Origin of the sequence: Bdellovibrio sp. HCB-110, assembly GCF_047323225.1 — a bacterium.
Lineage (GTDB): Bacteria > Bdellovibrionota > Bdellovibrionia > Bdellovibrionales > Bdellovibrionaceae > Bdellovibrio.
Genome location: NZ_CP178750.1, coordinates 4,141,751 through 4,168,153 on the forward strand (window position 1 = coordinate 4,141,751; position 26,403 = coordinate 4,168,153).

Sequence of the window (26,403 nt, forward strand, 5' to 3'; positions counted from 1 at the left end):
TTATCCTTTCAAGTGCTCAAAGAAGCGGATGTTAACTTCGTTGAATCGTTTAAAGATAGACACAGCAAGGGCCAAACCTACTGCCGCTTCCGCTGCAGCGATTGTCATTACGAAGAACACCATGATGTGTCCGTCCAAAAGACCCAAGAACTTGCTGAACGCCAGGAACGTCAAGTTCACAGAGTTCAACATCAATTCAATCGACATCAAAAGAACGATCACGTTACGACGAAGAAGAACTCCCGCCATACCCGTCACGAACAAAAGAGCTGCCAAAACCAAATAGTGAGTCAGGCCGATATTGTTAATGATATCAGTGTTCATGTGTTCCACCTTTACTGCGCGCAAGTGCCACGGCTCCGACAGCGATTACCAAAAGCAACACGCCCAAAGCTTCAAATCCAAAGATATATTTTGTGAACAAAACATGGCCCAACTGTTTCGTTGCTTCCATGCCTGTTCCAGTTGTCACTGGATTGTCCGTTGTCTTTTCAGTCAAAAGACCTACTGACATTGCAATCGCACCCACAACAAGTCCGGCAAGCAATCCGACAGAGGCGATTTTTACGCCACCTGAAAACTTACCGCGCGTAAATGCTTGAAGATCTTTCTTCAAGTCGAAGAGCATGATCACCATAACAAAGAGGACCATGACCGCGCCCGCGTAGACGATCAACTGAACACCCGCGATGAAGTAAGCATTCAAAGTCACGAAAAGAGCCGAGATACCTACCATCGTCATTGCCAAGCAAAGAGCCGAATAAATAGGGTTCGACATAAGAATGACACTCAGGCCGCTGACCAGAGTGACAATCGCTAGAAACCAAAAAAGAAAAGCATCTGCTGTCACGTTAAACTCCTCACAAAGATGCGATGTAGATTACGGCCGCTGTTAAAATAGTATTCGCCAACGCCCATGGAAGTAGAGTCTTCCAACCAAAATCCATCAACTGATCGTAACGGAAACGTGGAAGAGTCCAACGAACCCAGATGAAAACCCAAAGGAAGAAAGCAAACTTAATGTTGAACGCCAAGAAGTGAATCAATGCTGTCAAAGCGCTTGCGCCCGAAGCAGATGAAGTCACCGACGTCGCCCACTCTTGAACTTGCGCTACAGAAACATAAGGAATGCTGTAACCACCGAAGAAGAACAACGCCATCAAGCCTGATGCGATCATCATGTGACCATACTCACCGATGAAGAACATGTTGAATTTGAAACCGCCGTACTCTGTGTGGAAACCCGCTACAAGCTCGGACTCACCCTCTGCCAAGTCGAACGGCAAACGGTTTGATTCCGCGAATGTCGTCGTGAAGAACAAAAGAGCTGCCAAAGGTTGGTAGAAAATACCCCAGTTTGGAATGTACGGAGAAGAGATCGTGTAACCCAAGAACGTGACCGACAAAGGACCTTGCTGAGCCACTGTCATCGCCGTCAAATCGAAAGTTCCGTAAAGCATGATCACGCCAACAATCGAAAGACCCAATGCCAACTCGTAAGAGATCGTTTGCGCTGATGCACGAAGAGCACCCATCAAAGAGTATTTGTTTCCTGATCCCCAACCCGCCATCAACAATGTGTAAGCAGCCAAAGAAGAAACACCCAAGATGAATACGATACCAACACCGATATCATAGCCTTGAACTAGAAAAGTGTACGGACCCCAAGTGGAACCAAACATTTCAAACACACCGATTTGAATTGGAGTCGACATTGGGATTGCAGAGAATGCCACCGCACCAGGAATCAACGCGAATACCGGAGCTGCGTAGTACAACAATGGTTTTGCTGTATCAGGAACGAAGTTTTCTTTCGTCAAGAACTTCACAGCATCGGCCAAAAGCTGCATCAAACCCAAAGGTCCAACGCGGTTTGGTCCCAAACGATTTTGAATGAACGCAGAGCCACGACGCTCTAACCAAACGAGAATAGGAACTGCTTGAACCATCATCAAAAAGATGACGACAAGTTTTAAACCGTTAACGGTTATCTCGAAAATATCTTTACCCATTCCCATCGCTTAGTCCCATTCCAATGCTTTTGATTTTACTTCCCAGAAAAGTCCGAAGATGAAAACCGCGATGAAAACCATCATCGAGATAAACACAAACGCACCCGCACCCGTCGCGATAAATTCACGGAAAGAAATTGCCCACGGATACATGAAGATGATCTCGATATCGAAAAGAATGAAAAGAATCGCCGTGAGGTAATACTTCACGGATACTTTTGTATCTTTCTTATCAAGCGCAGGAATACCGCACTCATAGGGTTCGTATTTGATGGGATGATAGATGGCTTTGCCGCCAGTTTTGCTTGCAACCCATAGTAAAAAAGCTCCAAAAAGAGCAATGAAAATGACGATGAATATGACTCCACCGAGTGGCACTAGACCCTCCAAAGTTGTCGTTATTATTTGGATTTCAATTAGTTATATATGTGTCGTCAGTGAAATCCAAGAAATATGAATGGAAACAAGGCGATAAGCGTGGCAAGATCATCCCACGAAATGAAAGCCGAATTAACTCACACAAGGCTTGAAACCATCCTGGAAAGAGCCTTCGAAACAACTCGCGGAAAGATTCAAGTGACGGGAGCTGCGTCTCCGCTCGCGCTTGCTTACTTTTTGTCGCAGACATATTCTAAAAAAATCAACAGCTTGCCGCATCTAGTTGTGGTTGGCAGTCTGCAAGATGCGAACAAACTTCAGCAGTTGTTAGAGTTCTTCGACCCGTCTCGTCATAGCTATATTCTGCCTCCATTTGATGTTTCCGCCTACTCGGGTCTCTATCCGAATTCGAGAGTTGTTTCGGATCGTATCCAGTTCCTCGCAAAAGCCCAGTCAGCGAAAGCCGGAGAAATCTTCATATCTACTTCTGACGCGCTGATGCAGAAAACTCTGCCGGTCAAAATTCTGAAGGATTATTCGCGGGTTCTCAAATCCGGCGATGAACTTCCTGAAGACATCGCGGAGTTTTTAAACTCTCTTGGATATGTTTCGGCACCGATGGTTGAGGATAAAGGTCAGTACGCTTTGCGCGGTGGAATCGTCGATATTTTTCCACCCACCGAAGATCAACCTGTGCGTTTGGATTTGTTCGGCGATCAAATTGAGTCCATCCGTTACTTCAATGTTTCCGATCAACGAAGCACGGATGAGTTGACGTCTTTTACCTTAACTCCCGCCCGTGAAATTCTTTTTCGCGATGAAACTCACGAAAGACTTTTGCAGCGAGTCCGCGAAACTTTAGAAAATAGAACCGTCGACAAAGCCGACGCTGAAGAGATGTTGCGCTCTTTGGTTTTAAAAAATGCCTTTCCCGGCGTTGAATTTCTTTTACCCTATTTTTATGGCGAACTTTCTAGTCCCGCGGATCATTTCCCAGGTGCCGTGAATTTATGGTTCCTTGATCCCGTTGAAATTTCTCGCTGGGCAGATGAAGCTTGGGCAGAATTAAAAACGGATTTTGCCTCAAGTGAACACCATGTGATTCGTCCCGAGCTCGATCTGCTCTACACTCCTTTTGAAAAACTTGTGTTCCCTGCGAATTCTCGTCCGATCTATTTTTCATCTTTAGAATATCTAGAAGAGGAAAATGCCGAAAATGCGCAAGTCGAATACCGCACGTTCTTAACTCAAGATTTTACGAACTTGAGTTTGACCAATGCCGTAGGCTCCGAGTTGTGGCTTCAAGCTGCGACAAACAAACTTCATAAATGGAAAGACGATGGTTATCGCATTTTCATTGGAACCAAAAATCAGTCGCACATTGAACGACTTAAACTTGTCTTTGATAAGTTAGGATTGAAGGTCGCAAGGGTTGCTGACGACGAATATCGTTGGGACTCTTGGTTGATGGAACAAGATAGTGATTCACATCTGGTTCACGTTGTTCCTCGCTATCTTTCTGAAAGCCTTCGCCTGGACGAAGAAAAAGTGATCTTCCTGCGCGATGAAGATTTCTACGGGAAGAAACAACGTTCCCGTGAGTCTTCCGGCGCACAAGATTTCCAAAAACAGGCCAAACGCTTGGCCTTCGGTGATCTGAAACCTGGAGACCTCGTGGCTCACGTCAAACATGGTGTGGGTCAATATGAAGGCCTCAAGATCATGAACATCGGTGGTGTTGAGTCCGAGTACATTCAGGTCGGATATAAAGACAAAGATAAACTCTATCTACCTGTCTATCGTGTTGGACAGTTGCAAAAGTTTTCTGGAGCTGCGGCGACTACGATCTTAGATAAACTCGGCGGGACAGCTTGGGAAAAAACCAAGGCGAAAGTTAAAGCCCACGTTCGCGATATTGCCGCGGATCTTCTGGCTCTTTACGCAAAAAGAGCCGAGATGCACAGACCTCCTTTTATTTTTAAAGAAGATGAGATCCAGCTTTTTGAAAACAGTTTTCCGTATGAAGAAACTGAAGATCAAATGCGTGCGATCAATGACATCTTGTCAGATCTAAAATCCACGAAACCCATGGACCGCCTGGTTTGTGGAGACGTGGGCTTTGGAAAAACCGAAGTTGCTATGCGCGCCGCTTTCTTTGCTGTGCAAGCGAAGAAGCAAGTTGCCCTTCTTGCGCCAACAACTGTTTTAACATTCCAACACTTTGAGACCTTGAAAAAGCGCTTCGAAGGTTGGCCTGTTGACATTCGTGTTTTAAATCGTTTCGTTTCTACTTCCGAAGTAAAAAAGACTTTGCAGGATCTTAAAGACGGCAAAGTCGACATCATCGTGGGGACTCACAAACTCTTAGGCTCTTCGATTCAATATAAAGATTTAGGTCTTTTAATTGTCGATGAAGAACAAAAGTTTGGCGTCACCCATAAAGAGAAGATTAAAAAGATGAAGACCAGTGTCGACACATTGACTTTGTCAGCGACACCGATTCCAAGAACGCTGAATATGGCCCTTGTCGGTATTCGCGATCTGAGCCTTATTAATACAGCTCCCGTGGATCGTCTTCCGACAAGAACTTTTGTGACCAAGTTTGATGAGGAAACCATTCGCAAAGCCATTACGGCAGAAATTTCTCGCGGCGGACAAGTCTACTTTATTCATAATCGCATTGAATCTATCTACGGCCTGGTTGATGAAATTCGTCAAATCGTTCCTGAAGCGCGCATTCGCGTCGGTCACGGACAAATGGAAGAACATGAGTTGGAAAAAACCATGCTTGCGTTCTTCCATCATGAAATTGACGTGCTCGTTTGTACCGCAATCGTAGAATCAGGAATGGATGTGCCTCGCGCCAACACCATGTTTATTGATTCAGCTCATATGTTTGGTCTGTCGCAGCTTTATCAACTACGTGGACGTGTGGGACGAAGTAAAACCCGGGCTTATTGCTATTTGATGATGCCAAGAAATCGCAAGCTCGATAAAGAACAGCAAGAGCGCTTAAAAATCATCCAGGAAAACACAGCCCTCGGAAGCGGAATTAAAATTGCGCAGTACGATTTAGAATTGCGTGGCTCTGGAAATATTCTTGGCGAAGATCAATCGGGTCATGTGAATTCTGTGGGTTATGAACTTTACATGGATCTTTTGAACGAGGCTCTCGCCGAAGCTAAGGGTGAAAAATTTGAAGACATGGATTTGGATCCAGAAATCAACTTGCGCATCCCTGCGATGATTCCAGACAACTACATTGCTGATATTCGCATTCGTCTTAGCTACTACAAAGCCTTGGCAGATATTACTTCTCACGAAGATTTGGATCGTATTGAAGAAGAGTTGCGCGATCAGTTCGGACAGATCCCAGAACCAACTGTGAATTTGATGGGACTGATGCTGATCCGTCGTCAGTGTAAAGAACTTGGTGTGCGCGATATCAGCGCCGGCGTTAAATCCGTCTCGTTGATCTTCACAGAAAAAACAAAACTCAAACCAGAAACGGTGATTCAACTAGCGGTTCGTGAGAGCAAAAAATACTCTCTAACTCCGGACAACCGCTTAAACATCAAGCTTCCAACCATCTCCTGGTCCGCCGTCCACGAAGAACTAGAAAATCTTCTCCGTCTTATCTAGGCACGGGGATTGAACCTCTGTTTCTAAGACGTTTCCCTCTGGAATATATGCCATTTGGGGTGTCCAAACTTTAAACACAGAGACGATATGAAGCTCTTTATCGCAGTCCTTTTAACATTCTCTCTTTTGTCTTCTTTGGCGTTCGCCGATGACTGTGCGGAGATCCGTCTTGATCAAACCCTTATGGCCCATGTTCCCACTGCCGATCAAGGGTCAACGAATCTGTGCTACGCTTATTCCGCAGCCCAACTTATTGATGCTTACCATGACTCACAAACTCGCGGTCTTTTACCAAGAACCTCGGCCCTTGCTCTAGCAGCAAGAACTATTTTGCTAACTCCGAATTCAGCAAGCGGGCTTTATGGAGGATGGGTTCAAGATTCTCTTCGCTTGGCTCGAAATGAAGGAACTTGTGCAAATCCAGCCGAGGGAGAACTTAATCCCGATGAAGCTGTTAAAGATCTTGAAGGTCTTTCTTCTTGCGCTCCAAAAATCGAACTTCCTTTACCCGAAGAAACTTCTCTACATCGCAAAGATGTTGGTGGTGCTGGTTTAAAAGAGGGTTTGCAACAAACTCTTTCTTCTCTAAAACCCGTCGCGATTAACTTCTGCGCTGAGGTGGTCACACAAAGAAACTTTACTCCCGGATATGGCGGCTTTGGTTCGTGCGCAAGACACTACGCTGTGGCCGTGGGAAGAAAACAAATCAATGGACAATGCTACATCCTGGTTCGCGATTCTCAATGTGCGAAATACAAGATGAAAGATGGAAGTGCTGTCTGTGAAAAGAGTCAGTTCTGGATCAATATCCACCAACTTATCAACAACACGGATATTCTTACTTACCTTAAAGACTGATTAGAATTCGAGTCGAAGGCCCGCGCCGTAAAGGAAGTCTGTCTCGGTATTCGGATCATCTTCCGCGCTGGTCGCTGCATATTGAGTGGCATAGACATCAATAAAGGTATTTTCTAAACCCCAATTGAACGTCGTGTCCTTAGCGGTTTCATAGTCGAGCCAATCTAACTGAAATAGAAATCCAAGGGTGTAGTTGTAGCCCATCTGTGTTGTTGCAGAAAAAGAATCCGTCGGGGATGACTCAGAAAGTTCCATCTGCCAAAAATTAATTCCAACATACGGAGCCACGTAAGGTTCATCCATAATCATGTCGGCTGTGAACTTCAATCCCAATCCATACTTCGTCACATCCAGGGTGCGATCGCTGCCGCTCATGTTGTCCGAAATGCTGCCTTTACCGAAATCAATTCCCAGAGCTAAAGAGCCCAGCATGAAGTTGTATTTATAATCCAAGTTTAAATGAACGAGTGGAATCGGGTCTGTTCCGAAAAGATCACCATAGGATTTTCCATCGAGAGTTGAGATGTAGTTCTTAAGATCCAAGCCTTCATAGTCGATACCAAAATAAGCGCCATGGTCTTCGCGACGCTCTTTATAGGGAGCCAAATTATCTTGTTGGATTTCTACTTCGACTAATTGATTTGTTTCAGGCGGAACCTCAACAAGGCCCTCAGGGTTTTCCGCTTCTTGCGCAAAGGCCCCTGAACAGCAAAGGCTCAGCAATAGGATACAAACTTTTGATTTAAGACTTTGGTGCAATTTCATGCTGTCTCTCAAATCTCGTCTACCTTCAAAAGGCCCGAGTGATATTCTGGTTACATGAACAATTATATCAGGGAAATTCTTAAGATTTTGAGCATAACTCTCCTGATTTTTGTTTTTCCCAACCTTGTTCTAGCTACCCCGACCAACCTCCCGCAAATTATCGATCAAAAGATTGCTAAAATGACCGTCGAAGAAAAGGTCGGACAACTTTTCATCGTCGGGTTTCCGCAAAAGCAGATTTCACCAGATCTAGAAAAGTTCATCTCGGAGTACAAGCCGGGGTCTTTCCTTCTGTTTAAAAGGAACATTTCTTCCGGAGAACAAATTCGCGATCTCAATCTCGCTCTCTATCGCACCAGTTTTAAATATTCCAAACTTCCGCCACTCATTGCGATTGATCAGGAAGGCGGATCGGTGTCTCGTCTTCCCATCACTCCGGCGCCACCAAATGCTTTGGCACTAGGACAAACTCAGTCGCCTCTTCTCGCAGAAGAGATGGGATATCAAACGGGACTTTTCTTACGCGAAGTCGGCTTCAATATGAATCTCGCGCCCGTGTTGGATGTAACAGATCCCTTAGGAACCAGTTTCATTGGTGTCCGCTCTTTCGGCGCAGATCCTCATGTGGTTGGCGAGCTGGGTGTGGCTTACTCCAAAGGTCTACTTAAAGCCCGCGTAATTCCTACTGCAAAACACTTTCCGGGAACGGGGAATTTAAAAGCAGATCCTCACGTGAGTGTCGTGCAAAACACGTCGACACTTGAATCGCTCAAAGAAAAAGATTTAAAGCCTTACGAAGCTTACTCGTCCTTAGGTGAACGAGTTGCCGTGATGCTTTCACATCTTATTTATCCCGCTCTTGATAACAGCCGCGAGCCTGCGAGTTTTTCCAAAAAGATTTCCACAGATCTTTTGCGTGGAGATCTTAAATATAAAGGTCTTGTCGTCACCGACGATTTGCAGATGCAAGGATCCAAACAACTTCTCCGCCCTGAGGTTGCAGCGTTGAGGGCCTTGCAAGCTGGTGCTGATATTGTGATGCTCACGTGGTCTTTTGAAGATCAAGGAAAGGCTTTTGAGTACGTGAGAGCGGCCGTTAAAAAAGGCGAACTTTCACAGGAAGATTTAGATAAAAAGCTGCACAGAATTCTCACAGTTAAAGCGTTTGCGAATCTTTATCGTCGGGATCCAAAACAACTGTCTCTTTTGCAAGGACCAAAACTGACCTCCAAAGATTACAGCGAACTTGAATCAAACATCTTAGATCAAAACTTAAAAACGAATTTACTCCCGCGCAGCCTTCCAGGAAAAGAACCCAAGAAGCGCCGCCCGGCCTCTATCGCACGAGTTTGTGTCGCGGCCCCCTCAAAGACCTTCATCAGTTCGTTTAAACAATCGACAAATAAACACGTCGACTCAAAACTTCTCACTGGTACTTTTGATAAAGAACAAGTTTTGGAATGGATGCAGGAAAAGAAATGCACTTTGACGATTGCTGCCATAACAGGTCCCAAAACCGCGTCCCTCTTGAAGTCCCTGCCTGCGCAGGACAAAAAAGGAATCATCGTCGTAAACTTAGGAGCTCCTCGCTTGATGCCTCAGCAGAAGAACTATCTGCGAGTCATTCAGCTTTACTTTAATCACGCCGATTCTGGAAAAAAAATCGCACAACATCTGGAAGAGATCCTCAACGACTCTTCCAACTCTTACGCCTTCCTTTATTAAGTTGGTCTAAAGTCGAGAATGCCTCGACTTAAATTACCGTCACAAATGACCGATAAGCCATTCATGGTGAAGCAATTTAAAGCCGAAGACCAATATGAGTTGATGTGGGCTGTCTCAAAAGCCGTCGACCCTATGGAGTTTCCTGAAGGAAATTTATCCTATTTTATACTTCACCCGAAGGATGATGGTGTATTTGAAGTTGAACACAAAGAGGACACCTATACCGAGGATCACGTTTTTCGGGACACGGTGGCCTGCTACATTGGTTGTCGCAAAATTTATGGAGTTGTTTCGTATTTGAGAAATCAACTTACTCTGAGTTTTTGCGGAATCCGTTTTTATGCGGAATTCATTTTTCAGAATAATGAGTGGCAACTTTTGGAATTCGACGACTCCAATATACGACTGCAAACCCCCGCCGAAATGCGCCTCGAAATCAGTTCTGATTTGGAAAAGATAAAAAAGTTTCTATCTTAATGACCTATCTAACCCTCAGGCTCATAGGCTTCTCTTAGACCCAAGCTTTTCTTGTGGTGATTCGCTAACTTAATTATCTCCGTAATTGCATTCACTGAGTTCTCCATGTTTTGCTGACTATTCACATATCTAATAAGACTTACGGCATATTTCTCAAACATAACGCCATAATATGGAAGGTAAAGGTTAACGGAGTGAGGACGAACGCGCGCCAATTCCACCTTTGCCTTTGATAACGTATTAAACGCCAACAAAGACCCATTCTCGATTTTAAAATTAATTTCAAACTCCATATTGGGCTGAGGATTGCTCCTCGCTAAATAGTTCCGGAGTTCTACATAGTCGCGTACGACTTCCGAATGTTCTGACATATAAGGCGTCCTTTAATTCATTAGTAACAAATCAAAGAAGCTTGCTTACAAGTTGGATGCCAGAAGTTGAAGGCAGGAGCCCGAAAACAAAAGGCCCTCTTTTCAGAGGGCCTTTTAAATTCTTTTAGAAATTTCTAAGAATTACTTCTTAGCTTGGCCTTCAGCCACATCGAGTTTCGCTCTTGCGCGAGCCCACTCACGTTGGAACTGTGTCCAGTCTTCGTCAGTGATAAGCTCATTCATGATGCGTTTTTCAGATTGAGCCAAGAATTCTTTTGTAGCTTGGAGATCAATTTCCTCTGGAAGATCTGCGATGTTCGCAAGAACGTTCACGCCTTCAGGGTTTACTTGGCAATAGCCCCAGCTGATAACAGCTGTGTCTTGCTTTTCTTTGCCCTTCAATTTCCATTTCATAACACCTGTCTCAAGTGTTGTGATCAATGGCGCGTGACCAGGAAGAATGTTGAGTTCTCCTTTGAAGCCAGGAACAGTTACTTCTTCAACCTCTTGGTTGACGAGCAAACGTCTTTCTGGAGTCACGATAGTTAATTTAAACATATCTCTACCTTTCAAGCGCAGGCCGCGAAGCCTGCGTTTCCAAGGCTACAGGAATTACGCCTGTAGCTTCTTAGCTTTCTCGATAACGTCTTCGATAGTTCCAACAAGGTAGAACGCTTGCTCAGGAAGAGCATCGTGTTTACCGTCAAGGATCTCACGGAAACCTTTAACAGTGTCTTTGATATCAACGTATTTACCTTGCAAGCCAGTGAACTGCTCAGCAACGAAGAATGGTTGAGACAAGAAACGTTGGATTTTACGAGAACGAGATACAACAAGTTTATCGTCTTCAGACAACTCGTCCATACCCAAGATAGCGATGATATCTTGAAGTTCACGGTAACGTTGCAACAATGCTTGAACGTCACGGGCACATTTGTAGTGCTCTTCGCCGATGACTTGTGGGTCAAGCAAACGAGAAGTTGAAGTCAACGGGTGAACCGCAGGGAAGATCGCCATAGCAGCGATATCACGATCCAAGTTTGTCGTTGCATCCAAGTGAGTAAATGTTGTTGCAGGAGCTGGATCCGTGTAGTCATCGGCAGGTACGTATACCGCTTGAACTGAAGTGATCGAACCCTTCTTAGTAGAAGTGATACGCTCTTGCAAAGCACCCATTTCAGTCGCCAAGTTTGGTTGGTAACCGACGGCAGATGGGATACGGCCAAGAAGTGCAGACACTTCGGCACCCGCTTGAGTAAAGCGGAAGATGTTATCAACGAAGAAAAGAACGTCTTGGTTTTCTACGTCACGGAAGTATTCCGCAACAGTCAAACCAGTCAATGCAACACGCGCACGCGCTCCAGGAGGTTCATTCATTTGTCCGAATACTAGCGCCGTCTTAGAGATAACGCCTGATTCTTTCATCTCTCTCCAGAGATCGTTTCCTTCACGAGTACGTTCACCAACGCCCGCGAATACAGAGAAACCACCATGCTCAGTAGCGATGTTACGGATCAATTCTTGGATAAGAACTGTTTTACCTACACCCGCACCACCGAACAAACCGATCTTTCCACCTTTTGCGTAAGGAGCAAGAAGGTCAACGACCTTGATACCTGTCATCAACATTGCCGCTGATGTCGCTTGGTCTTCGAATTTTGGTGCTGGTCTGTGGATACCCCAGTGTTCTTTTGCGTTTACTGGACCCATTTCGTCGATTGGTTCACCAACTACGTTGATGATACGACCCAAAGCTTCACGTCCTACTGGAGCTGTGATCATTTGGCCCAAAGCTTTTACTTTTTCGCCACGAACTAAACCTTCAGTTTGGTCCATTGCGATTGTTCTTACTACGCTGTCACCCAAGTGTTGAGCAACTTCAAGAACAAGGTTGAATTCAGAGTCAGATACGAATTTGTTAGTTACACGAAGAGCAGAGTTGATCGCAGGAAGTTCTCCGCCTTCGAACTCTACGTCCACTACGGGACCAGTTACTTGTTTTACTTTACCGAATGCCATTATTCAGCTCCCCTATTTAAGCGCTTCTGCGCCAGATACGATTTCAGTCAATTCTGTAGTAATTTTTTCTTGTCTCAATTTGTTGTACGTCAACGTGAGCTTGTTGATCATGTCACGCGCATTGTTTGTCGCGTTCTCCATCGCGCTCATACGAGCACCATGTTCACCGGCAACAGACTCAGACATACATCTGTAAACTTGAAGATCGAAATGCTTCTCGAGAAGTTCTTTGATGATCTGCTCGGGAGCTGGTTCGAAAATCATGTCGACAGCAAATTCATTCGCCTTCTCAGCTTCCGTTTTGAAAGTCGTCAAGCCGATATCGATAGGCAAGATCGTCTCACAAACTACAGTTTGAGAAATCGCGGAATTGAATTGGTTATGAACAATACGAACTTCGTCGTAGTTGCCCTCAAGGTAATCTTCCATCACGCGGTTAGCGACTTTCGAAGCCAACTCGTAAGAGATGTCTTTATCAAGCTTTGTGATGTAATCGACAGCTTTGACGTCTCTTTTCGCGAAATAGTCGTGACCTTTACGACCGATAAAGATGAAGTCGATTTTCTCGAGCTTCGCTTTATTTTCTTTAATATAGTTTTCAGTGAATTTGTTGATATTGCTGTTGAAAGCGCCGCAAAGACCGCGATCAGAAGTGATAACAACAAGCAAAACATTCTTCACTTGTTCTTTCTTCTCCATCAACGGATGCGACACTTTGTTTGTCACAGCGATATCCGCAATCACCTTACGCAAAGTCAATGCATAAGGACGCATATTAACGATGTTATTTTGCGCCTTACGTAACTTTGCAGCAGACACGAGCTTCATCGCTTTCGTGATCTGCTGGGTGTTTTTAGTGGACTCAATTCGAGCCCGGATATCCTTTAAGCTAGCCATTTAGCACCAAATTACTTCTTAGTAGAAGGTTGGAATACAGCTTTAAACTCTTCAAGAGCCGCCAAAAGCGCCTTTTTAGTATCGTCAGCAATCGCTTTTTTCTCAGAAATAGTTTTAAGAATGTCAGTGTGCTTGTTTTTCAAGAACTCGATCATTTCTTTTTCGTATTTCTTAACGTCTGTCTCTGGGTAAGCATCAACAAAACCGTTAGAAGCTGCGAAGATCATCGCAATTTGCTCTTCCACTTTTACTGGAGAGTATTGACCTTGTTTAAGAACTTCAACCAAACGACGACCACGCGCCAATTGTTGTTGAGTTGCTTTATCCAAGTCAGAAGCAAACGCTGCGAAAGCTTCCATCGCGCGGAACTGAGCAAGTTCAAGTTTCATTGAACCGGCAACTTGTTTCATCGCTTTGATTTGAGCCGCACCACCTACGCGCGATACTGATTTACCTACAGAGATCGCTGGACGGATACCTTTATAGAACAAGTCTGATTCAAGGAAGATCTGTCCATCAGTGATAGAGATAACGTTTGTTGGGATGTAAGCAGAGATATCGCCCGCTTGTGTTTCGATGATTGGCAACGCCGTCAAAGAACCACCGCCTTTATCCGCAGACAACTTCGAAGCACGCTCTAGCAAACGGCTGTGAAGATAGAATACGTCTCCTGGATACGCTTCACGTCCTGGAGGACGGCGAAGAAGCAAAGATACTTGACGGTAAGCTTGTGCTTGTTTCGTCAAATCATCGTAAACAATCAATGCATGTCTGCCAGTATCACGGAAGTATTCAGCCATTGCTGTTCCAGAGTAAGCAGCCAAGAATTGAAGTGGCGCTGGGTCAGATGCATTCGCCGCGATAACAGTTGTGTACTCAAGAGCACCCGCTGCGCGCAATTTTTCAACTACTAGAGCAACAGTCGATTGTTTTTGACCGATAGCTACGTAGAAGCAGTGAACGCCTTGACCTTTTTGATTGATGATAGTGTCAACCGCGATAGCAGTTTTACCAGTTTGACGGTCACCGATGATCAACTCACGTTGTCCACGACCGATTGGTACAAGAGCGTCGATCGCTTTGATACCTGTTTGAAGAGGTTCTTCAACTGGATGACGGTAAACGATACCAGGAGCTTTCAATTCAACGACGCGGCTGTGAGGAGTGTTGATAGCACCACGACCGTCGATTGCGTTTCCAAGAGCGTCAACTACGCGACCAAGAAGAGCTTCACCAACTGGAACTTGAACGATTTTCTTTGTTCTCTTAACAGTGTCGCCTTCTTTGATGTGGCGGTCTTCACCGAAGATAACCACGCCCACGTGACCTTCTTCAAGGTTCAATACCATACCGAATACTTCGCCTGGGAACTCGACGAGTTCACCGGCCATTGCATTTTCAAGACCGTAAATACGGGCAACACCGTCCCCTACGGAAAGAACGCTACCTGTTTCGCTTACTTCAATCTTTTTGTTGTATTGATTGATTTGTTCTTTGAGAACACGACTGATTTCGTCAGCACGAATTTGTGTTTCCATTGTTAGTTGGCTCTCCTGTTTAATTCTTCATTCAATTTTTTCAAATGCGTATCGATGCTGTCATCGAAAGTCCATCCGCCCACTTGAGCAACAACACCGCCCAAAAGCTTCGGATCTTGTTCGTAAGTCAATACGATCTTCTTGTTTAAAACCTTATTGATCTTTTGTTCGATCTCTTTTTGGCCGTCAGCTGACAGAGGCTGAGCAGAGCGAACCACTCCACGAGTCACACCTTCTTCAAGATCCAGAAGATCTCTGAACGCTAGAGCAACTTGAGCGAGGATTTCCAAACGACCTTTTTCGCCAAGAAGTACCAATGTGTTGAGAACTTCTTCAGAAACTCCTTTGCCAGAAAGGGCCGCTTTTACTGCCGCTACTTTTTGATCTGGAGAAATCATTGGATTAGCAAAATAGTTTTTAATCGCAGCATCCGCAGAGAATGCTTGCGCCAAAGTTTGCAATTCAGCAAACGCTTTAGCGTGGATGCCTTTTTGTTTTGTAACCGCGAGAAGAGCCTTTGCGTATCTTTTAGAAACTTCACTTACCATGGCTTACACTCCCACGTTGTTGATGAAATCTTTTTGAAGTTTTTGTTGATCAGCAGAACCAAGATCTTTCGTCATCACGATGCGAGCTGCTTCCATTGAGTCTTTCAAAAGTTGCGAACGAAGTTCTTTTTGTGCGCGTTGCACTTCAAGTTTCGCAGTCAGCTCAGCATCTTCTCGAATGCGTTTTACAACTTCGTTTGCTTCTTCCATGATTTGTCTTTTCATGTCATCAGCATGAGCTTGCGCTTTTTGCATAGACTCTTCGCGGGTTGCATCGAGGTGAGACAATTTGTGTTTGATATCTACGAATTCTTTTTCTGCTTGCTCGCGTGCGAACGCAGATTTTTGAGCCGCCTCAAGGTAAGCTGCTTTTCTTCCAGAGAAGAAAGAAACAACGCTGTCTTTTGTGAAGTACACAAGACCCGCAACAAGAATTGCAACGTTGATCAATTGATAGATCACAACTTTAGGTACGTGCGCATCGCCGTGTCCGCCGCCATGTTCTCCACCTGCCGCCATCACAAGCGCAGGAGCCAAGATAATGAATAGATTCAGAAGTAACTTCATGTCTTACTCTCTTTTATTTTAACAACTTAGTTGTGATAGCCATCGCCACTGCATTTGTTTGAGCTTTCAAATCAGCAGAAGCTGCTTGAACTGCAGAGGTGATTTTCGCGCGATTGTCGTGAACAAGCTTTTCCGCTTCAGTGCGAGCTTTAGAAACCATTGCTTCGTAATCTTTGTTTGCTTGTGATTTTGCCGTGTCGACAACGCCTTTGATTTGACCATTTAGCTCACGAGTTTTTGTCTCGTATTCGCTGTGCAACTCTACGGATTTGTTTTGATATTCAAGAGCGAGATCTTCGCCCCCTTTAGTTCTTCTTTGTCTTTCTTCAAGTGCATGCGCGTATGGCGCGAAGACAACTTTGCTCAAAAAGATCAAAGCGATAGCAAATAGTACGAACTGAAAGGCTGCGGTGGTATTAATACCTAATTGTCCAAAAATGTCCATTTAGTTGAAATCCCTACTAGTTTTTGAGCTTCGGATTTACCTGTTGGGCAATGGACGGTCAAGGCGAATTTCTAGTTGATAATGTTGCTGCCTAAGACTTAGGCATATAGGACGCACCCTCGAAAACAACCCCTTCATCGATACGTAAACTAGGAGATGTTACTGTGCCTTTAAACACAGCGGGCGGATGCATGATAACTCTGCGACGGGCAAAGAGATTTCCCTCCACCCGGCCAGATATAACTATAGTATCAGCTTCAATTTGGGCGGTCACAGACGCACCCTCGTTGATAACGATGGTATCCTTAGTAAAGATTTCTCCCTTAAAGTCCCCGCCGATTTGCACGGTGCCTTCGAAGCTGAGCTTTCCTTCGAAATGCGTCCCCTGGTCAAGAATCGCTGTGACGTGACCAGAGAGGAGATCTTCTTGTAATGAGGGAGGAAATGCTACTGCCATCCTTCTTTAAGCCTATCTACTAAATTAGTAAGTTCATCGTCTGAATAGAAATGAATACTGATTTTACCTTTTGAATTGGAATAATCAATGTTCACTTTGGTGCCGAGCATTTTTTGAAGCTCATCACTCAAACCAGAAATCAGGCGCTGAGTGACGTTCGAGTCAAAGCTTGCAGTTTCCTCTTCTTTTTCCTCGCCACCTTTTACAACAGCCTGCACCATTTTTTCGAGCTTACGAACCGCAATTTTTTCGTTGATCACTTTTTTTGCGAACTCGAGTTGTTTTTTTGCATCAGGTAGGGCCAAAAGAACTTTGGCGTGACCCACTGAAAGAGTGTTCTCAGAAATCATCTCTTTGATCTCTTGAGGTAAAGAAAGAAGACGAACCGCATTCGCTACAGTCGCACGATCCTTCCCTACTTTTTCAGCCACTTGTTGTTGCGACAACTTGAACTCAGAAATAAGACGAGAATAACCTTCTGCCTCTTCAATTGGATTCAAATCTTCACGTTGAATATTCTCAACAATCGCAAGTTCCAACGCTTGTTTGTCATCGTAACTCTTAAGGATAACTGGAACTTCATGCTGACCCGCAAGTTGCGCTGCTCTCCAACGACGCTCACCCGCCACGATTTCTAGTTTTCCAGAAGTCGTACGACGAGCCACGATCGGCTGAAGAATTCCGTTCTCTTTAATAGATTGAGCCAACTCTTGAAGCGGCTCTTTTTCAAAGTGACGGCGAGGCTGATATTGGCCAGGGGAAAGTTTATCGATTCCTACTTTCCAGATTTTGCTCTCAGGATCTACGGGAGGGGCGACGGGTGTCGCTTGTTGAGAGCTCACTGGAGCCGTAGGAGTCGTTGATGTAACATTATTATTAGTTGCTGCTTGAGAAGGAGCTTTAGGCGTTGGAATTTCCGCCGGAGCAGGTCCACCTAAGAGTGATCCCAATCCACGGCCAAGGCCTTTCTTTTTGTTTGAAGATTCAACAGCAAAATCAGACATTTACTTCCCCTTCATAAGAATTTTGTTGTGTCTGTGGAGCCGCTTCTGAAGTCGTTTTTTGCTCTGAACGAGTGACAACTTCTTTTGCAAGCTCCAAGTATCTTACCGCGCCAACGGATTTGCTGTCGTAATCGAGGATGGATTGACCGTGGCTTGGTGCCTCACTGAGGCGTACGTTTCTTGGAATGATGGCGTTAAAAACTTTATCGCCAAAATGGTTTTTAATCTCAGTCACAACTTGGTGGCTGAGGTTGTTACGAACGTCGAACATCGTAAGAACGATTCCTTCAATATGTAATTGCGGATTCAAATTCTTTTTGATGAGGCCCGCGGTGTTGAGCAACTGGCTCAAACCTTCAAGGGCATAGTATTCACATTGAAGAGGAACAAGGAAGCTGTCCGCCGCATTCAATGCATTCAAAGTTAAAAGACCCAAAGATGGAGGACAGTCGATCAATACGAAATCATATTGATCAGCCACTGTGGCAATTGCTTGTTTTAAGCGATATTCACGCTGCGGCATATCAACAAGCTCAATCTCTGCTCCAACGAGATCAGGATTAGCCGTGGATATCTTTAAGTTTGGATTTGATGTGTTTTGAGTAGCCTCGGCCAAAGTTTTTTCGCCGATGAGTACGTGATAGCTATTGCTATCCTGACTTTCGTATCTTTTGATACCCAAACCGCTCGATGCGTTTCCTTGAGGATCCATATCGATCAAAAGAACTCTTTTTCCGAGAGTAGCCAGCGCCGAGGAGAGGTTTACAGACGTCGTTGTCTTACCAACACCACCTTTTTGGTTAGCTATGCAGATCGTTTTTGCCATTTTTCCTCCTTGAGATTCAAAAGTCTGCCTTTTTCAAAAAACTTGCAAGCGTAAAGACCAGTTTTTCGCGCCACACCTTATGTTTTTCTCTTCTTTTGCCGATGTTCCACGTGGAACAACTATGTTTAAAAGACTACTCAGCGTAACCATCATTCTATTCGCACTCACTGCCTGCAATAAGCCCGACCCAAATCCGGAGCTCAAAGATCCTATATATTCTGATCTTACGGCCTCTCTTGCGGCGACAACTCAAGCGCTTGAGGGTGAAAAGAAAACTCTCGAAGAGCACGAGCAGACATTAAAAGATGTTGTTCCTCAAACAGGGCAAATCAAGTACGCCCAAAAAAGAGTGGATGAATCTAAAGATAGAATCACTCGCCTGGAGCAAGAAAAGCAGTATCTCGAACTAAAAATAGAGGCTCGTAAGAAGTCCTCGAAGAAATCCTATCTTAAAGCATTCAAAAAGGGTGAGCCTTGGCCTGATCCCAAAGAGTGGGACTCCTATCAGATAGAAAAGAAGTTGAGAAACGCAAAAAGAACCTGGGATGTGAACGAACGGCTGAAAGAAACGGGTTTTGGGCAAGAAAAAACCCCCGTACCAGCGGCCGGGGGTCATTAACAATGTTCCACGTGGAACATTAGGCGATTTTGTCTGTTTTAACGACTGAAAACTTCACAGCGCCCACAGGAAGTTTGTATTCCCCCACAAGCGATGGGCTCCAGATAGAACAAAGCTGGGTTGGAATTTCTCCCACCTCAATCCCCCACTCTTCACTTTTAAGGTGATAAAAGACCCCGCCCTTAGGAACTATCTTGCGAGTAATTAAAATAGCCTTTGAAATAGAGGCAAACCCGCGAGCCATCGTGTACTGCATGGATCCATCCGGGAAAGCATCGACATTCTTATTTTCGACGGTCACATTTGATAGTTTTAGAACCCCGGCAAGATGTCTGAGGAACTCACACTTCTTCTGATCGATTTCGACCAATACGACCTGAACCTGAGGGTAAAGAATCGCAAAGACCATCCCGGGGAAACCATTTCCGCTTCCGAGATCAAAGATCTTGTCGATCTTCGTGTTCGAAGAATAAATCGTGCGAGACGCCAGAATCGAGTCAGAAAAATGAAGAGCGTCCGCCACAAAGAGAGTCTTTGGCGAAATAAGATTCAATGTGCGATTAAACTTTAATAGCTCTTCATGATAGGTCTTAAGTCGAGATTTGACCTCAGGACTTAGATCCGGGAACCACTCATCAATGCGCCAGTATATTATCGGTGCTTCCTGTTCCTGTTTGTCCGCCAAGCCCCATCTCCTTGATTTTTTTATGACCTTTAAGATGGATCATTATAGCCTGAATTGCGGATGGATTAACACCACTGATGCGTTGAGCTTGGCCTAAGGTACGTGGCTTAACGCGTTGCAGCTTATCTTTTTCCTCTGTGGAGAGACCTCTGATATCTGCATACACAAGACCTTCCGGAAGAAGCATTTCTTCCAGGCGTTTTGATTGATTGATAAGTTCCATCTGTCTTTTCACGTAGCCAGAGTACTTCACTTCAATTTCCACTGGTTCATTGATGTTTGGGTCTGCATCAACAGTGAAATTAAACTTCTCTAAGTGCGAACAAGAAATTTCAGGTCGGCGCAGCAACTCTTCGAATGTTAAAGACTTTGTTAGTTCTGGAGTCGGGATTGTCGCCAGCAACTCTTGCACATCTTTGGTTGGATAAATCTTCTCTGTGCGCAGTCTTTCAAGAAGGTTTTTACGTTTTGCCTGAAGGTCCGCCAAAATTTGCAATGACGCTTCTGAAACAATACCGATCTTTTGTGCGATAGCACCTAACCTGTCGATAGTATTATCTTCTCGCAAAACCAAACGATGTTCTGCGCGAGACGTGAACATGCGATAAGGTTCGCGAGTTCCTTTCGTCACCAGATCATCAATTAAGACACCAATATAGGCTTCATCACGAGCTAAAATAAATTCGTCACGCCCCAAAATACTGTGAGCCGCATTTACACCAGCCACAAATCCTTGAGCCGCGGCTTCTTCATAACCTGAAGTTCCGTTGATTTGTCCTGCGAGGAAAAGTTGGCGAATCGTTCTTGTTTCTAAGCGATGCCAGATTTGAGTCGGTTCAATATAGTCGTACTCAACCGCATAGCCGTAGCGGACCACTTTGACATTCTCAAGACCAGGAATAGTTTTTAGAAATTGATCCTGAACTTCTTCAGGCAAACTTGTCGAGATCCCTTGAAGATAAATAAGATCCGTAGAAAGACCTTCGGGTTCCAAGAAAGTTTGGTGACTTGCTTTATCAGCAAAGCGAGTGATCTTATCTTCAATCGAAGGACAATAGCGAGGGCCCGTCCCTTCGATAATTCCACAGAACATGGGCGACTTGTCTAAGTTGCCACGAATAATTTCATGAGTTTGTTCTGTCGTGCGCGTGAGATAACAAAGAACTTGCGGAAGTTTCAATTTCTCTGAAGAACGGTAGCTAAAAGGATAGACCTTTTCATCGCCACCCTGAGGAATTGTCTTTGACCAATCAATGCTGTCTTTATGAAGACGCGCCGGAGTTCCCGTTTTAAGTCTTTTTACTTCAAAACCAAATTGCGCCAATTGATCTGATAAACCGATGGAAGGCTTATCACCCACACGACCACCGGCTTCCTGGCGAAGACCGATATGCATCACACCATTCATGAACGTGCCTGTTGTGATGATCGTGGCTTTGGCGAAAATTTCTGAGCCGTCTTGAAGAACAACACCCACGCACAAATCTTTTTCCAAGATCAAGCGCTTCACTTCACCTTCAAGAAGATCCAAGTTCGGCTGATTTTTGAGAGCATCTGTCTGGAATTGAGAATAAAGATGTTTGTCATTTTGCACACGAGTTCCGCGAACCGCGGGACCCTTGGAAGAATTCAAACGTTTATATTGAATGCAAGTTTCATCGGCCGCGATACCCATTTGACCGCCAAGCACATCGATCTCACGAACCATGTGACCTTTTGCAAGTCCACCGATAGAAGGGTTGCAACTCATGTAAGCAATACGATTGATATTTGAAGTCACCATCAAAGTTTGAAGACCAAGGCGAGCCGAAGCCAAACAAGCTTCAACGCCTGCGTGTCCCGCACCGACGACAATCACATCATACTTTTTTGTGCTCATATTACTTCCCGATACAAAACTCTTTAAAAACACGATCCATGATTTGATCATCGAATCGTTTGCCCAAAGTTTCGTGGATGGCGATCAAGGCTTCTTTGAATTCAATTGCTAAGAATTCTTCGCCCAATCCATCTTCCACAACAGCCTTTGAACGGCGCGTGTTCTCAAGAGCTCGCGAAAGGTTTTCAAGATGACGAGAGTTGGAAATCAAAACCGTGTTTTCCATCTGCAAGTCGCCGAACTCTTTCACCAAGTCTTCAAGGACACGAGAACGCACCTTTTTATCAAGGGCGCTGACAAAGAACACCCTTCTTTTGAGGAAGCTCTCTAAGTCCCCGATTTTTTGGAAAAATTTACTGTTTTTAAGGGCTTTTTCGACAGTTTCTACGGCTGGAACAGCAGAAAGACGGTCGGTTTTATTAGCCAAAATATAGGTTCTTTGAGGCTCTAAACCATCTAAAATCGTTAGTTCTTCAGTGGAAAGACCTTTTTCAATATCAAAGACAAAGAAAACAAAGTCTGATTCCCCTGTGGCTTCACGGCTTTTTTGAATCCCGATTTTTTCTACAAGGTCTGAAACCGATTCGCGAAGGCCGGCTGTGTCTAAGAAAGTAAACTTCACGCCTTTGAAACTAGTGTCCCCATGAATCACATCACGAGTGGTTCCTGGAATGTCCGTGACGATAGCTCTTTCATCTTCCAAGAAAAGATTAAGAAGACTTGATTTACCCACGTTCGGAAGACCCGTTAGAACCACACGGAAACCATCTTTAAGAAGACGTCCCACTTTGAAAGTTCCGACAAGTTCTTCAAGGCCTTTTTCGATTTTATCAAGACGATTGAGAACGATGTCGTTTTCGACAACCTTGATACCTTCCGTAGAAAAATCAATACCCGCCTCAGCGTGAGCTAAAATCCAGGTCATATCATTTTCAATTTCTTCAAGCTTGTGGGAAATAGAACCTTTAAGCTGACGAAGTGCGAGCTTCGCAGCCTGCTGACTCTGACTTTCAATCAATGAAAGTACACTTTCAGCTTGGATAAGATCCAATTTTCCATTCATGAAAGCGCGATAAGTAAATTCCCCGCGATCAGCCGGGCGCGCGCCTAATTGAACAAGTTGCTGCAAAATACTCTGACAAATCACCGGGCTTCCGTGGCAAGAAATCTCGATGACTTCTTCCCCCGTGAAGGACCTCCCGTGCTTGAAATAAGTTGCCAAGACTTCGTCAATTTCATCATGCGAGTTGGTATCTTTTAAAGATCCAAAATACGCCTTATGAGATTCAGGATGTTCAGGCAAAAATGTGCAGATTTTAGAGACAATTGAAAGGGTGCGAGGACCACTCACACGAATAACCGAGATTCCGCCCACTCCGTGAGGAGTGGAGACCGCACAAATAGTGTCTTGATCACGATCTCCACGATACATAGTAACTTTCCTTATAAGCCCATTTTCAGAGCTGGTTCAGCCTGCGCGCCCGAAGGCGCTGCGGCTCTCCGCGACTACCGTCGCCTTAGTCGTTAGACATCTCTTCGGAAGCGTTTCCTTGAGATTGTCCTTTTGCTGGATAAATTTTGATCTTTTTGTAAAGGCCATCACCTAGTGAACGGCTTTTTACGCGAGGATCTTTAGCCAAGTATTGGTGAACAACTTTGCGATCTTTTGGAGGCAAAGCACGGTAGTACACTGACTTACCTTGTTCGATGCAGATAGCTTTCAAATTTTCAGCGCGCTCGATAAGAGCATTTGCTGATTCATCACGATATCCACCGCAGTCCACTGTGATATTTGTTTTATCTTCAGGGAAGTTGTGTTGGATCACACGTTTAAGGAAAAGTTGGAAAGCATCCAACATTTGACCTTTTTTATCCTTTAAGATCTCTTCGTCAGCACCGTTGAATTCAACTGCCAAAGTAGCTCCACCATCGTCTTCTTTCTCTGTTCTCAGTTCGAAAGTAAGATCGAATTGTGCTTTCTCGATGATCCCCTCTAAGGTCTTTTGAACAAGTGCTTCTACTTCACTATTAGCACCTTTGCTTTTCCCCCCGAAAAGCTTACTGAAAAAACCCATGTTACCTCCTAAGTATAAAAAATAAATTTCAAGTTCGGAGCTGCTTCAGCTCCCGGGCCCTGCGGCCCTCCGCACTGCCGACTGCCGTCGGTTACGCTTTTGCCGCCTTCACTGGTACGGACGGACTTTTCTCTCTCATAATTAGATACTGTTGAATGATACCGAACAGAGTGCTCACAACCATGTAAAGTGTAAGACCTGAAGGCAATTGCAACATGAACAATGAGAAAACGAGTGGCAAAAACGCCATGATCTTAGCTTGTGTAGGATCCATTGTTGATGGAGTGATCTTTTGTTGGATGAACATGAAGACCGCCATCAAAACTGGCAATACATAGAATGGATCATGGGCGCTCAAATCGTGAATCCAACCCGCAAATGGCGAGTTGTAAAGCTCGATACTAGATCCGATCACACGATACAAAGCGAAGAAGACAGGGATTTGCAGCAACATTGGAAGGCAACCACCAACTGGGTTGGCTCCGTGTTGTTTCATCACGGCCATCATCTCTTGGTTCAGGCGCATTGGGTCTTCTTTGTATTTTTCACGAAGAGCTTGAATCGCCGGTTGAACCTTTTGCATCGCCTTCATTGATTTGAAAGACATGATGTTGAAAGGAAGAACACACAGACGAACTAGAAGTGTTAGAAGAATGATCGCCACACCCCAGTTGCCAACTACAGAGTGACAAGCTTTCATCACGTACAATAATGGTCTTGCGATAAAACCGAAGAAACCAAAGTCGATGATGTTCGCAAGTTCGGGATCCACCGCTTTTAAAGCATCAATAGATTTAGGACCTGCATAGAAAATCTCAGAGAAATTCATCTCTGGCTTCACTTGTGCTGGCTTGTAGATAAGTTCCGCCAAAGCTGTCTTTTCATTCACTTGTGAAGCGACTTTGACCTCAGGAATGATCTCTGATTTATCAAGAATGGCCGCCGCAAAGTATTGGGAGCTTACAGAAAGAATAGAAGTCGAAGTGAATGCCTGAGTCACATTTTCTTTTGCACCACTAAAGTTCACAGTCTCATGCTTTCCACCGTTATGAACAACGAAGAAATCTTGATGCTCATAAGAAGGGAAAAAGATAGAAGAAGAACCCGCAACGTGGATTTTTTCAGGAATCAAAAGAGAAAAACCTTTTTTGAAATCTTCCGTCGCATTCGTCACAACAACTGTGTTTGTGAAAGAAGAGTTCTCTGGGTTGAATTTAAGTTCTCTTTTTACTGTTGTCTCACCAATTTGCGCCGTACCTACATAGTGGCCCGGAGCTTGTTCAGTGACATTGAATTGCAAAGGCTTTACGTCGCCCGCCCAGCGCATTTCAAACAAGCTGTCTGTATTAGAAGCACCTAGTTTGATATTGTTTTTTTCTTTATCCTGATAGTTGTTCACGGTGAAGTTTTTCAAACCCATACCGTTGTTCGTCAGCGTGAAAGAAACTTTATCATTCGAGAAATTGAAAGTTTGTTCTTGAGTTGCCGGAGCAGAAACGACTTCAGATTTTGTTTCTACCGGACTTGATGCTGCAGCAGGAGTGGAAGCATCAGGAGTTTTCGTTTGTGTCTGAGTTTGTGCGTCTTTTGGTTTGTTGTAGTTAGGATATTTCTTTCCCAAATACGTTTGCCAACCAAAGTAGATCAAAGCGACAGCGGCAACAGCGATAATTGTTTTTGGTTCAAAGAAGGATGGAGTGTCATTCTTTTGTTGCATCGGTTTTCCCTCCAGGGACCGGATCGTAGCCATAAGGCCCACCCGGACGACATTTGCATACTCTTTTAGTGATTAACCAAAGTGCTCTATGTGTGTGATGAGTTTTAATAGCTTCAACAGCGTAGGCGGAACAACTAGGTTCAAAGCGACAAGAACCACCCAGATGAGTAGTCCCTAGAGTTCGATAAGCCGCCACGAAAATCATAAGAAGACTCTTAAAGATTTTTTCGTAGGACTTCCAAACCCCGATCCAGAGCTTTGACAAATTCCTCATGAGCGAGGCCTTTGTAAAAGTTGGCATCCATAGGTTTAAAGATGATGTTGATGTCGGCTTCAATAGTTTTTCCCGCCACAAGTAAAGCCCTGAAGTATTCTCGCGACCAACGTTTCAATTTGTTTCGAACAACTGCAGGGCCGATTTTACGACTTGCAGTCACTCCAAAACGCAACTGACCTACTGAGTTCTTCTGATAATTCAGAAGCAACCATTTCGTAGGCCAATATCTTTTTCCCGTTTGTTTGAGAGAGAGAAATTCAGAACTTCGCTTAATTACGTGTGGAGAACTATTTTCCACCTGTAGAAACCGTCAAACGCTTTCTACCTTTAGCGCGACGACGATTAAGAACTTCTTGGCCAGCTTTAGTAGCCATACGAGCGCGGAAACCGTGTGTAGTTTTACGACGTTTATTTGATGGTTGGTATGTACGTTTCATTATCTATCTCCCCGGACAGTTTTTTACGACGCTAAATGACGTCAGTTACATCTATATATGTATGCCACAAAGTTGTTCACAACTAGATACGTGGGGCACTAATAAAGCACGTTGCGGCAAGAAGGTCAACTGTTGAAAACTTCAGCTCCCCTTGTTAAGAGGTCCAAGCACTTGAGGGGAAACTG

Annotated in this window: 29 protein-coding genes; 5 read left to right on the forward strand and 24 right to left on the reverse strand. The window is 44.5% G+C overall.

All coding sequences use genetic code 11. The features are described from left to right. The 4 genes from nuoK to ACL934_RS19785 are packed head-to-tail and all read right to left on the reverse strand — an operon-like array spanning position 1 to position 2,390. On the reverse strand, positions 1–324 hold the full coding sequence (nuoK, locus tag ACL934_RS19770; RefSeq protein ID WP_374076484.1) for an NADH-quinone oxidoreductase subunit NuoK: 324 nt from the start codon (positions 322–324) through the stop codon (positions 1–3). Beyond that, entirely contained in the window at positions 314–850 is a 537-nt protein-coding gene (locus ACL934_RS19775; RefSeq protein WP_374076485.1) for an NADH-quinone oxidoreductase subunit J, read from the reverse strand. Before ACL934_RS19775 ends, nuoK begins: the two co-directional genes overlap by 11 nt. 10 nt (positions 851–860) lie before the next feature. Then, positions 861–2,012 (reverse strand): complex I subunit 1/NuoH family protein, encoded by a 1,152-nt coding sequence (locus ACL934_RS19780; RefSeq protein WP_374076487.1) that lies wholly within the window; start codon positions 2,010–2,012, stop codon positions 861–863. Positions 2,013–2,021: 9 nt separating this feature from the next. Beyond that, positions 2,022–2,390 carry an NADH-quinone oxidoreductase subunit A gene (locus tag ACL934_RS19785; RefSeq protein ID WP_295904278.1) on the reverse strand — a complete coding sequence of 123 codons (369 nt, stop codon included), beginning with the start codon at positions 2,388–2,390 and terminating at the stop codon, positions 2,022–2,024. A 99-nt stretch (positions 2,391–2,489) separates the two neighbouring features. Between ACL934_RS19785 and mfd the strand changes: the two genes are divergently transcribed. Both mfd and ACL934_RS19795 read left to right on the forward strand, forming a co-directional pair. After that, a complete protein-coding gene (mfd, locus tag ACL934_RS19790; protein ID WP_374076489.1) occupies positions 2,490–6,032 on the forward strand; it encodes a transcription-repair coupling factor in 3,543 nt (1,180 codons plus the stop codon). Between the two features lie 87 nt (positions 6,033–6,119). After that, positions 6,120–6,890 (forward strand): hypothetical protein, encoded by a 771-nt coding sequence (locus tag ACL934_RS19795; protein ID WP_374076491.1) that lies wholly within the window; start codon positions 6,120–6,122, stop codon positions 6,888–6,890. Here the strand turns inward: ACL934_RS19795 and ACL934_RS19800 are convergent, their stop codons facing one another. Then, entirely contained in the window at positions 6,891–7,655 is a 765-nt protein-coding gene (locus ACL934_RS19800; RefSeq protein WP_374076493.1) for a hypothetical protein, read from the reverse strand. A 180-nt stretch (positions 7,656–7,835) separates the two neighbouring features. On the opposite strand from ACL934_RS19800, the gene ACL934_RS19805 reads away from it, so the two are divergent. After that, positions 7,836–9,380, forward strand: a complete 1,545-nt coding sequence (locus ACL934_RS19805) for a glycoside hydrolase family 3 protein (RefSeq protein ID WP_374076495.1) — start codon at positions 7,836–7,838, stop codon at positions 9,378–9,380. 18 nt (positions 9,381–9,398) lie between these two features. Continuing rightward, positions 9,399–9,857, forward strand: coding sequence for a hypothetical protein (locus ACL934_RS19810; protein ID WP_374076497.1), 459 nt, complete (start codon positions 9,399–9,401; stop codon positions 9,855–9,857). Positions 9,858–9,865: 8 nt separating this feature from the next. Here the strand turns inward: ACL934_RS19810 and ACL934_RS19815 are convergent, their stop codons facing one another. The 11 genes from ACL934_RS19815 to ACL934_RS19865 form a co-directional block, all read right to left on the reverse strand. Continuing rightward, on the reverse strand, positions 9,866–10,228 hold the full coding sequence (locus ACL934_RS19815; protein ID WP_413612870.1) for a hypothetical protein: 363 nt from the start codon (positions 10,226–10,228) through the stop codon (positions 9,866–9,868). A gap of 141 nt (positions 10,229–10,369) precedes the next feature. Continuing rightward, on the reverse strand, positions 10,370–10,786 hold the full coding sequence (atpC, locus tag ACL934_RS19820) for an ATP synthase F1 subunit epsilon (protein ID WP_374076499.1): 417 nt from the start codon (positions 10,784–10,786) through the stop codon (positions 10,370–10,372). A gap of 54 nt (positions 10,787–10,840) precedes the next feature. Then, positions 10,841–12,247, reverse strand: coding sequence for a F0F1 ATP synthase subunit beta (gene atpD / locus ACL934_RS19825; RefSeq protein WP_374076500.1), 1,407 nt, complete (start codon positions 12,245–12,247; stop codon positions 10,841–10,843). A 12-nt stretch (positions 12,248–12,259) separates the two neighbouring features. Further along, positions 12,260–13,144: an ATP synthase F1 subunit gamma gene (atpG, locus tag ACL934_RS19830; RefSeq protein WP_374076502.1), complete on the reverse strand. Its 885-nt coding sequence runs from the start codon at positions 13,142–13,144 to the stop codon at positions 12,260–12,262. Positions 13,145–13,155: 11 nt separating this feature from the next. Next, the gene (atpA, locus tag ACL934_RS19835) at positions 13,156–14,682 is read right to left on the reverse strand and encodes a F0F1 ATP synthase subunit alpha (RefSeq protein WP_374076504.1); all 1,527 of its coding nucleotides are present in this window, start codon (positions 14,680–14,682) and stop codon (positions 13,156–13,158) included. A 2-nt stretch (positions 14,683–14,684) separates the two neighbouring features. Continuing rightward, complete coding sequence (atpH, locus tag ACL934_RS19840; RefSeq protein WP_374076506.1) at positions 14,685–15,230, reverse strand: ATP synthase F1 subunit delta; 546 nt, start codon at positions 15,228–15,230, stop codon at positions 14,685–14,687. A gap of 3 nt (positions 15,231–15,233) precedes the next feature. Further along, positions 15,234–15,797: a hypothetical protein gene (locus tag ACL934_RS19845; protein ID WP_374076508.1), complete on the reverse strand. Its 564-nt coding sequence runs from the start codon at positions 15,795–15,797 to the stop codon at positions 15,234–15,236. Between the two features lie 13 nt (positions 15,798–15,810). Next, positions 15,811–16,242 carry an ATP synthase F0 subunit B gene (locus tag ACL934_RS19850; RefSeq protein WP_374076510.1) on the reverse strand — a complete coding sequence of 144 codons (432 nt, stop codon included), beginning with the start codon at positions 16,240–16,242 and terminating at the stop codon, positions 15,811–15,813. Between the two features lie 91 nt (positions 16,243–16,333). After that, positions 16,334–16,699 carry a bactofilin family protein gene (locus ACL934_RS19855; RefSeq protein WP_295901217.1) on the reverse strand — a complete coding sequence of 122 codons (366 nt, stop codon included), beginning with the start codon at positions 16,697–16,699 and terminating at the stop codon, positions 16,334–16,336. Beyond that, entirely contained in the window at positions 16,690–17,703 is a 1,014-nt protein-coding gene (locus ACL934_RS19860; RefSeq protein WP_413612871.1) for a ParB/RepB/Spo0J family partition protein, read from the reverse strand. Before ACL934_RS19860 ends, ACL934_RS19855 begins: the two co-directional genes overlap by 10 nt. After that, positions 17,696–18,529 (reverse strand): ParA family protein, encoded by an 834-nt coding sequence (locus ACL934_RS19865; RefSeq protein ID WP_374076515.1) that lies wholly within the window; start codon positions 18,527–18,529, stop codon positions 17,696–17,698. The genes ACL934_RS19860 and ACL934_RS19865 overlap by 8 nt, the downstream gene beginning before the upstream one ends. A 121-nt stretch (positions 18,530–18,650) precedes the next feature. Here ACL934_RS19865 and ACL934_RS19870 point away from each other — a divergent pair, with 121 nt between their 5' ends. Then, positions 18,651–19,148, forward strand: coding sequence for a hypothetical protein (locus tag ACL934_RS19870; RefSeq protein WP_374076517.1), 498 nt, complete (start codon positions 18,651–18,653; stop codon positions 19,146–19,148). Between the two features lie 19 nt (positions 19,149–19,167). Here ACL934_RS19870 and rsmG read toward each other — a convergent pair whose 3' ends face one another. From rsmG to rpmH, 8 genes are all read right to left on the reverse strand, one after another. Next, a complete protein-coding gene (gene rsmG / locus ACL934_RS19875) occupies positions 19,168–19,833 on the reverse strand; it encodes a 16S rRNA (guanine(527)-N(7))-methyltransferase RsmG (protein WP_374076519.1) in 666 nt (221 codons plus the stop codon). Continuing rightward, entirely contained in the window at positions 19,784–21,712 is a 1,929-nt protein-coding gene (gene mnmG / locus ACL934_RS19880; RefSeq protein ID WP_374076521.1) for a tRNA uridine-5-carboxymethylaminomethyl(34) synthesis enzyme MnmG, read from the reverse strand. Before mnmG ends, rsmG begins: the two co-directional genes overlap by 50 nt. 1 nt (position 21,713) lies before the next feature. After that, entirely contained in the window at positions 21,714–23,144 is a 1,431-nt protein-coding gene (gene mnmE, locus ACL934_RS19885) for a tRNA uridine-5-carboxymethylaminomethyl(34) synthesis GTPase MnmE (RefSeq protein ID WP_374076523.1), read from the reverse strand. Positions 23,145–23,229: 85 nt separating this feature from the next. Continuing rightward, a complete protein-coding gene (locus ACL934_RS19890) occupies positions 23,230–23,787 on the reverse strand; it encodes a protein jag (protein ID WP_374076525.1) in 558 nt (185 codons plus the stop codon). A gap of 91 nt (positions 23,788–23,878) precedes the next feature. Beyond that, entirely contained in the window at positions 23,879–25,504 is a 1,626-nt protein-coding gene (yidC, locus tag ACL934_RS19895) for a membrane protein insertase YidC (protein WP_374076527.1), read from the reverse strand. Beyond that, positions 25,488–25,805, reverse strand: a complete 318-nt coding sequence (gene yidD / locus ACL934_RS19900) for a membrane protein insertion efficiency factor YidD (RefSeq protein ID WP_374076529.1) — start codon at positions 25,803–25,805, stop codon at positions 25,488–25,490. Before yidD ends, yidC begins: the two co-directional genes overlap by 17 nt. After that, positions 25,720–26,079, reverse strand: a complete 360-nt coding sequence (gene rnpA, locus ACL934_RS19905) for a ribonuclease P protein component (RefSeq protein WP_374076531.1) — start codon at positions 26,077–26,079, stop codon at positions 25,720–25,722. The genes yidD and rnpA overlap by 86 nt, the downstream gene beginning before the upstream one ends. Further along, the gene (gene rpmH, locus ACL934_RS19910; protein ID WP_011166211.1) at positions 26,069–26,218 is read right to left on the reverse strand and encodes a 50S ribosomal protein L34; all 150 of its coding nucleotides are present in this window, start codon (positions 26,216–26,218) and stop codon (positions 26,069–26,071) included. The genes rnpA and rpmH overlap by 11 nt, the downstream gene beginning before the upstream one ends. Between the last annotated feature and the right edge of the window lie 185 nt (positions 26,219–26,403).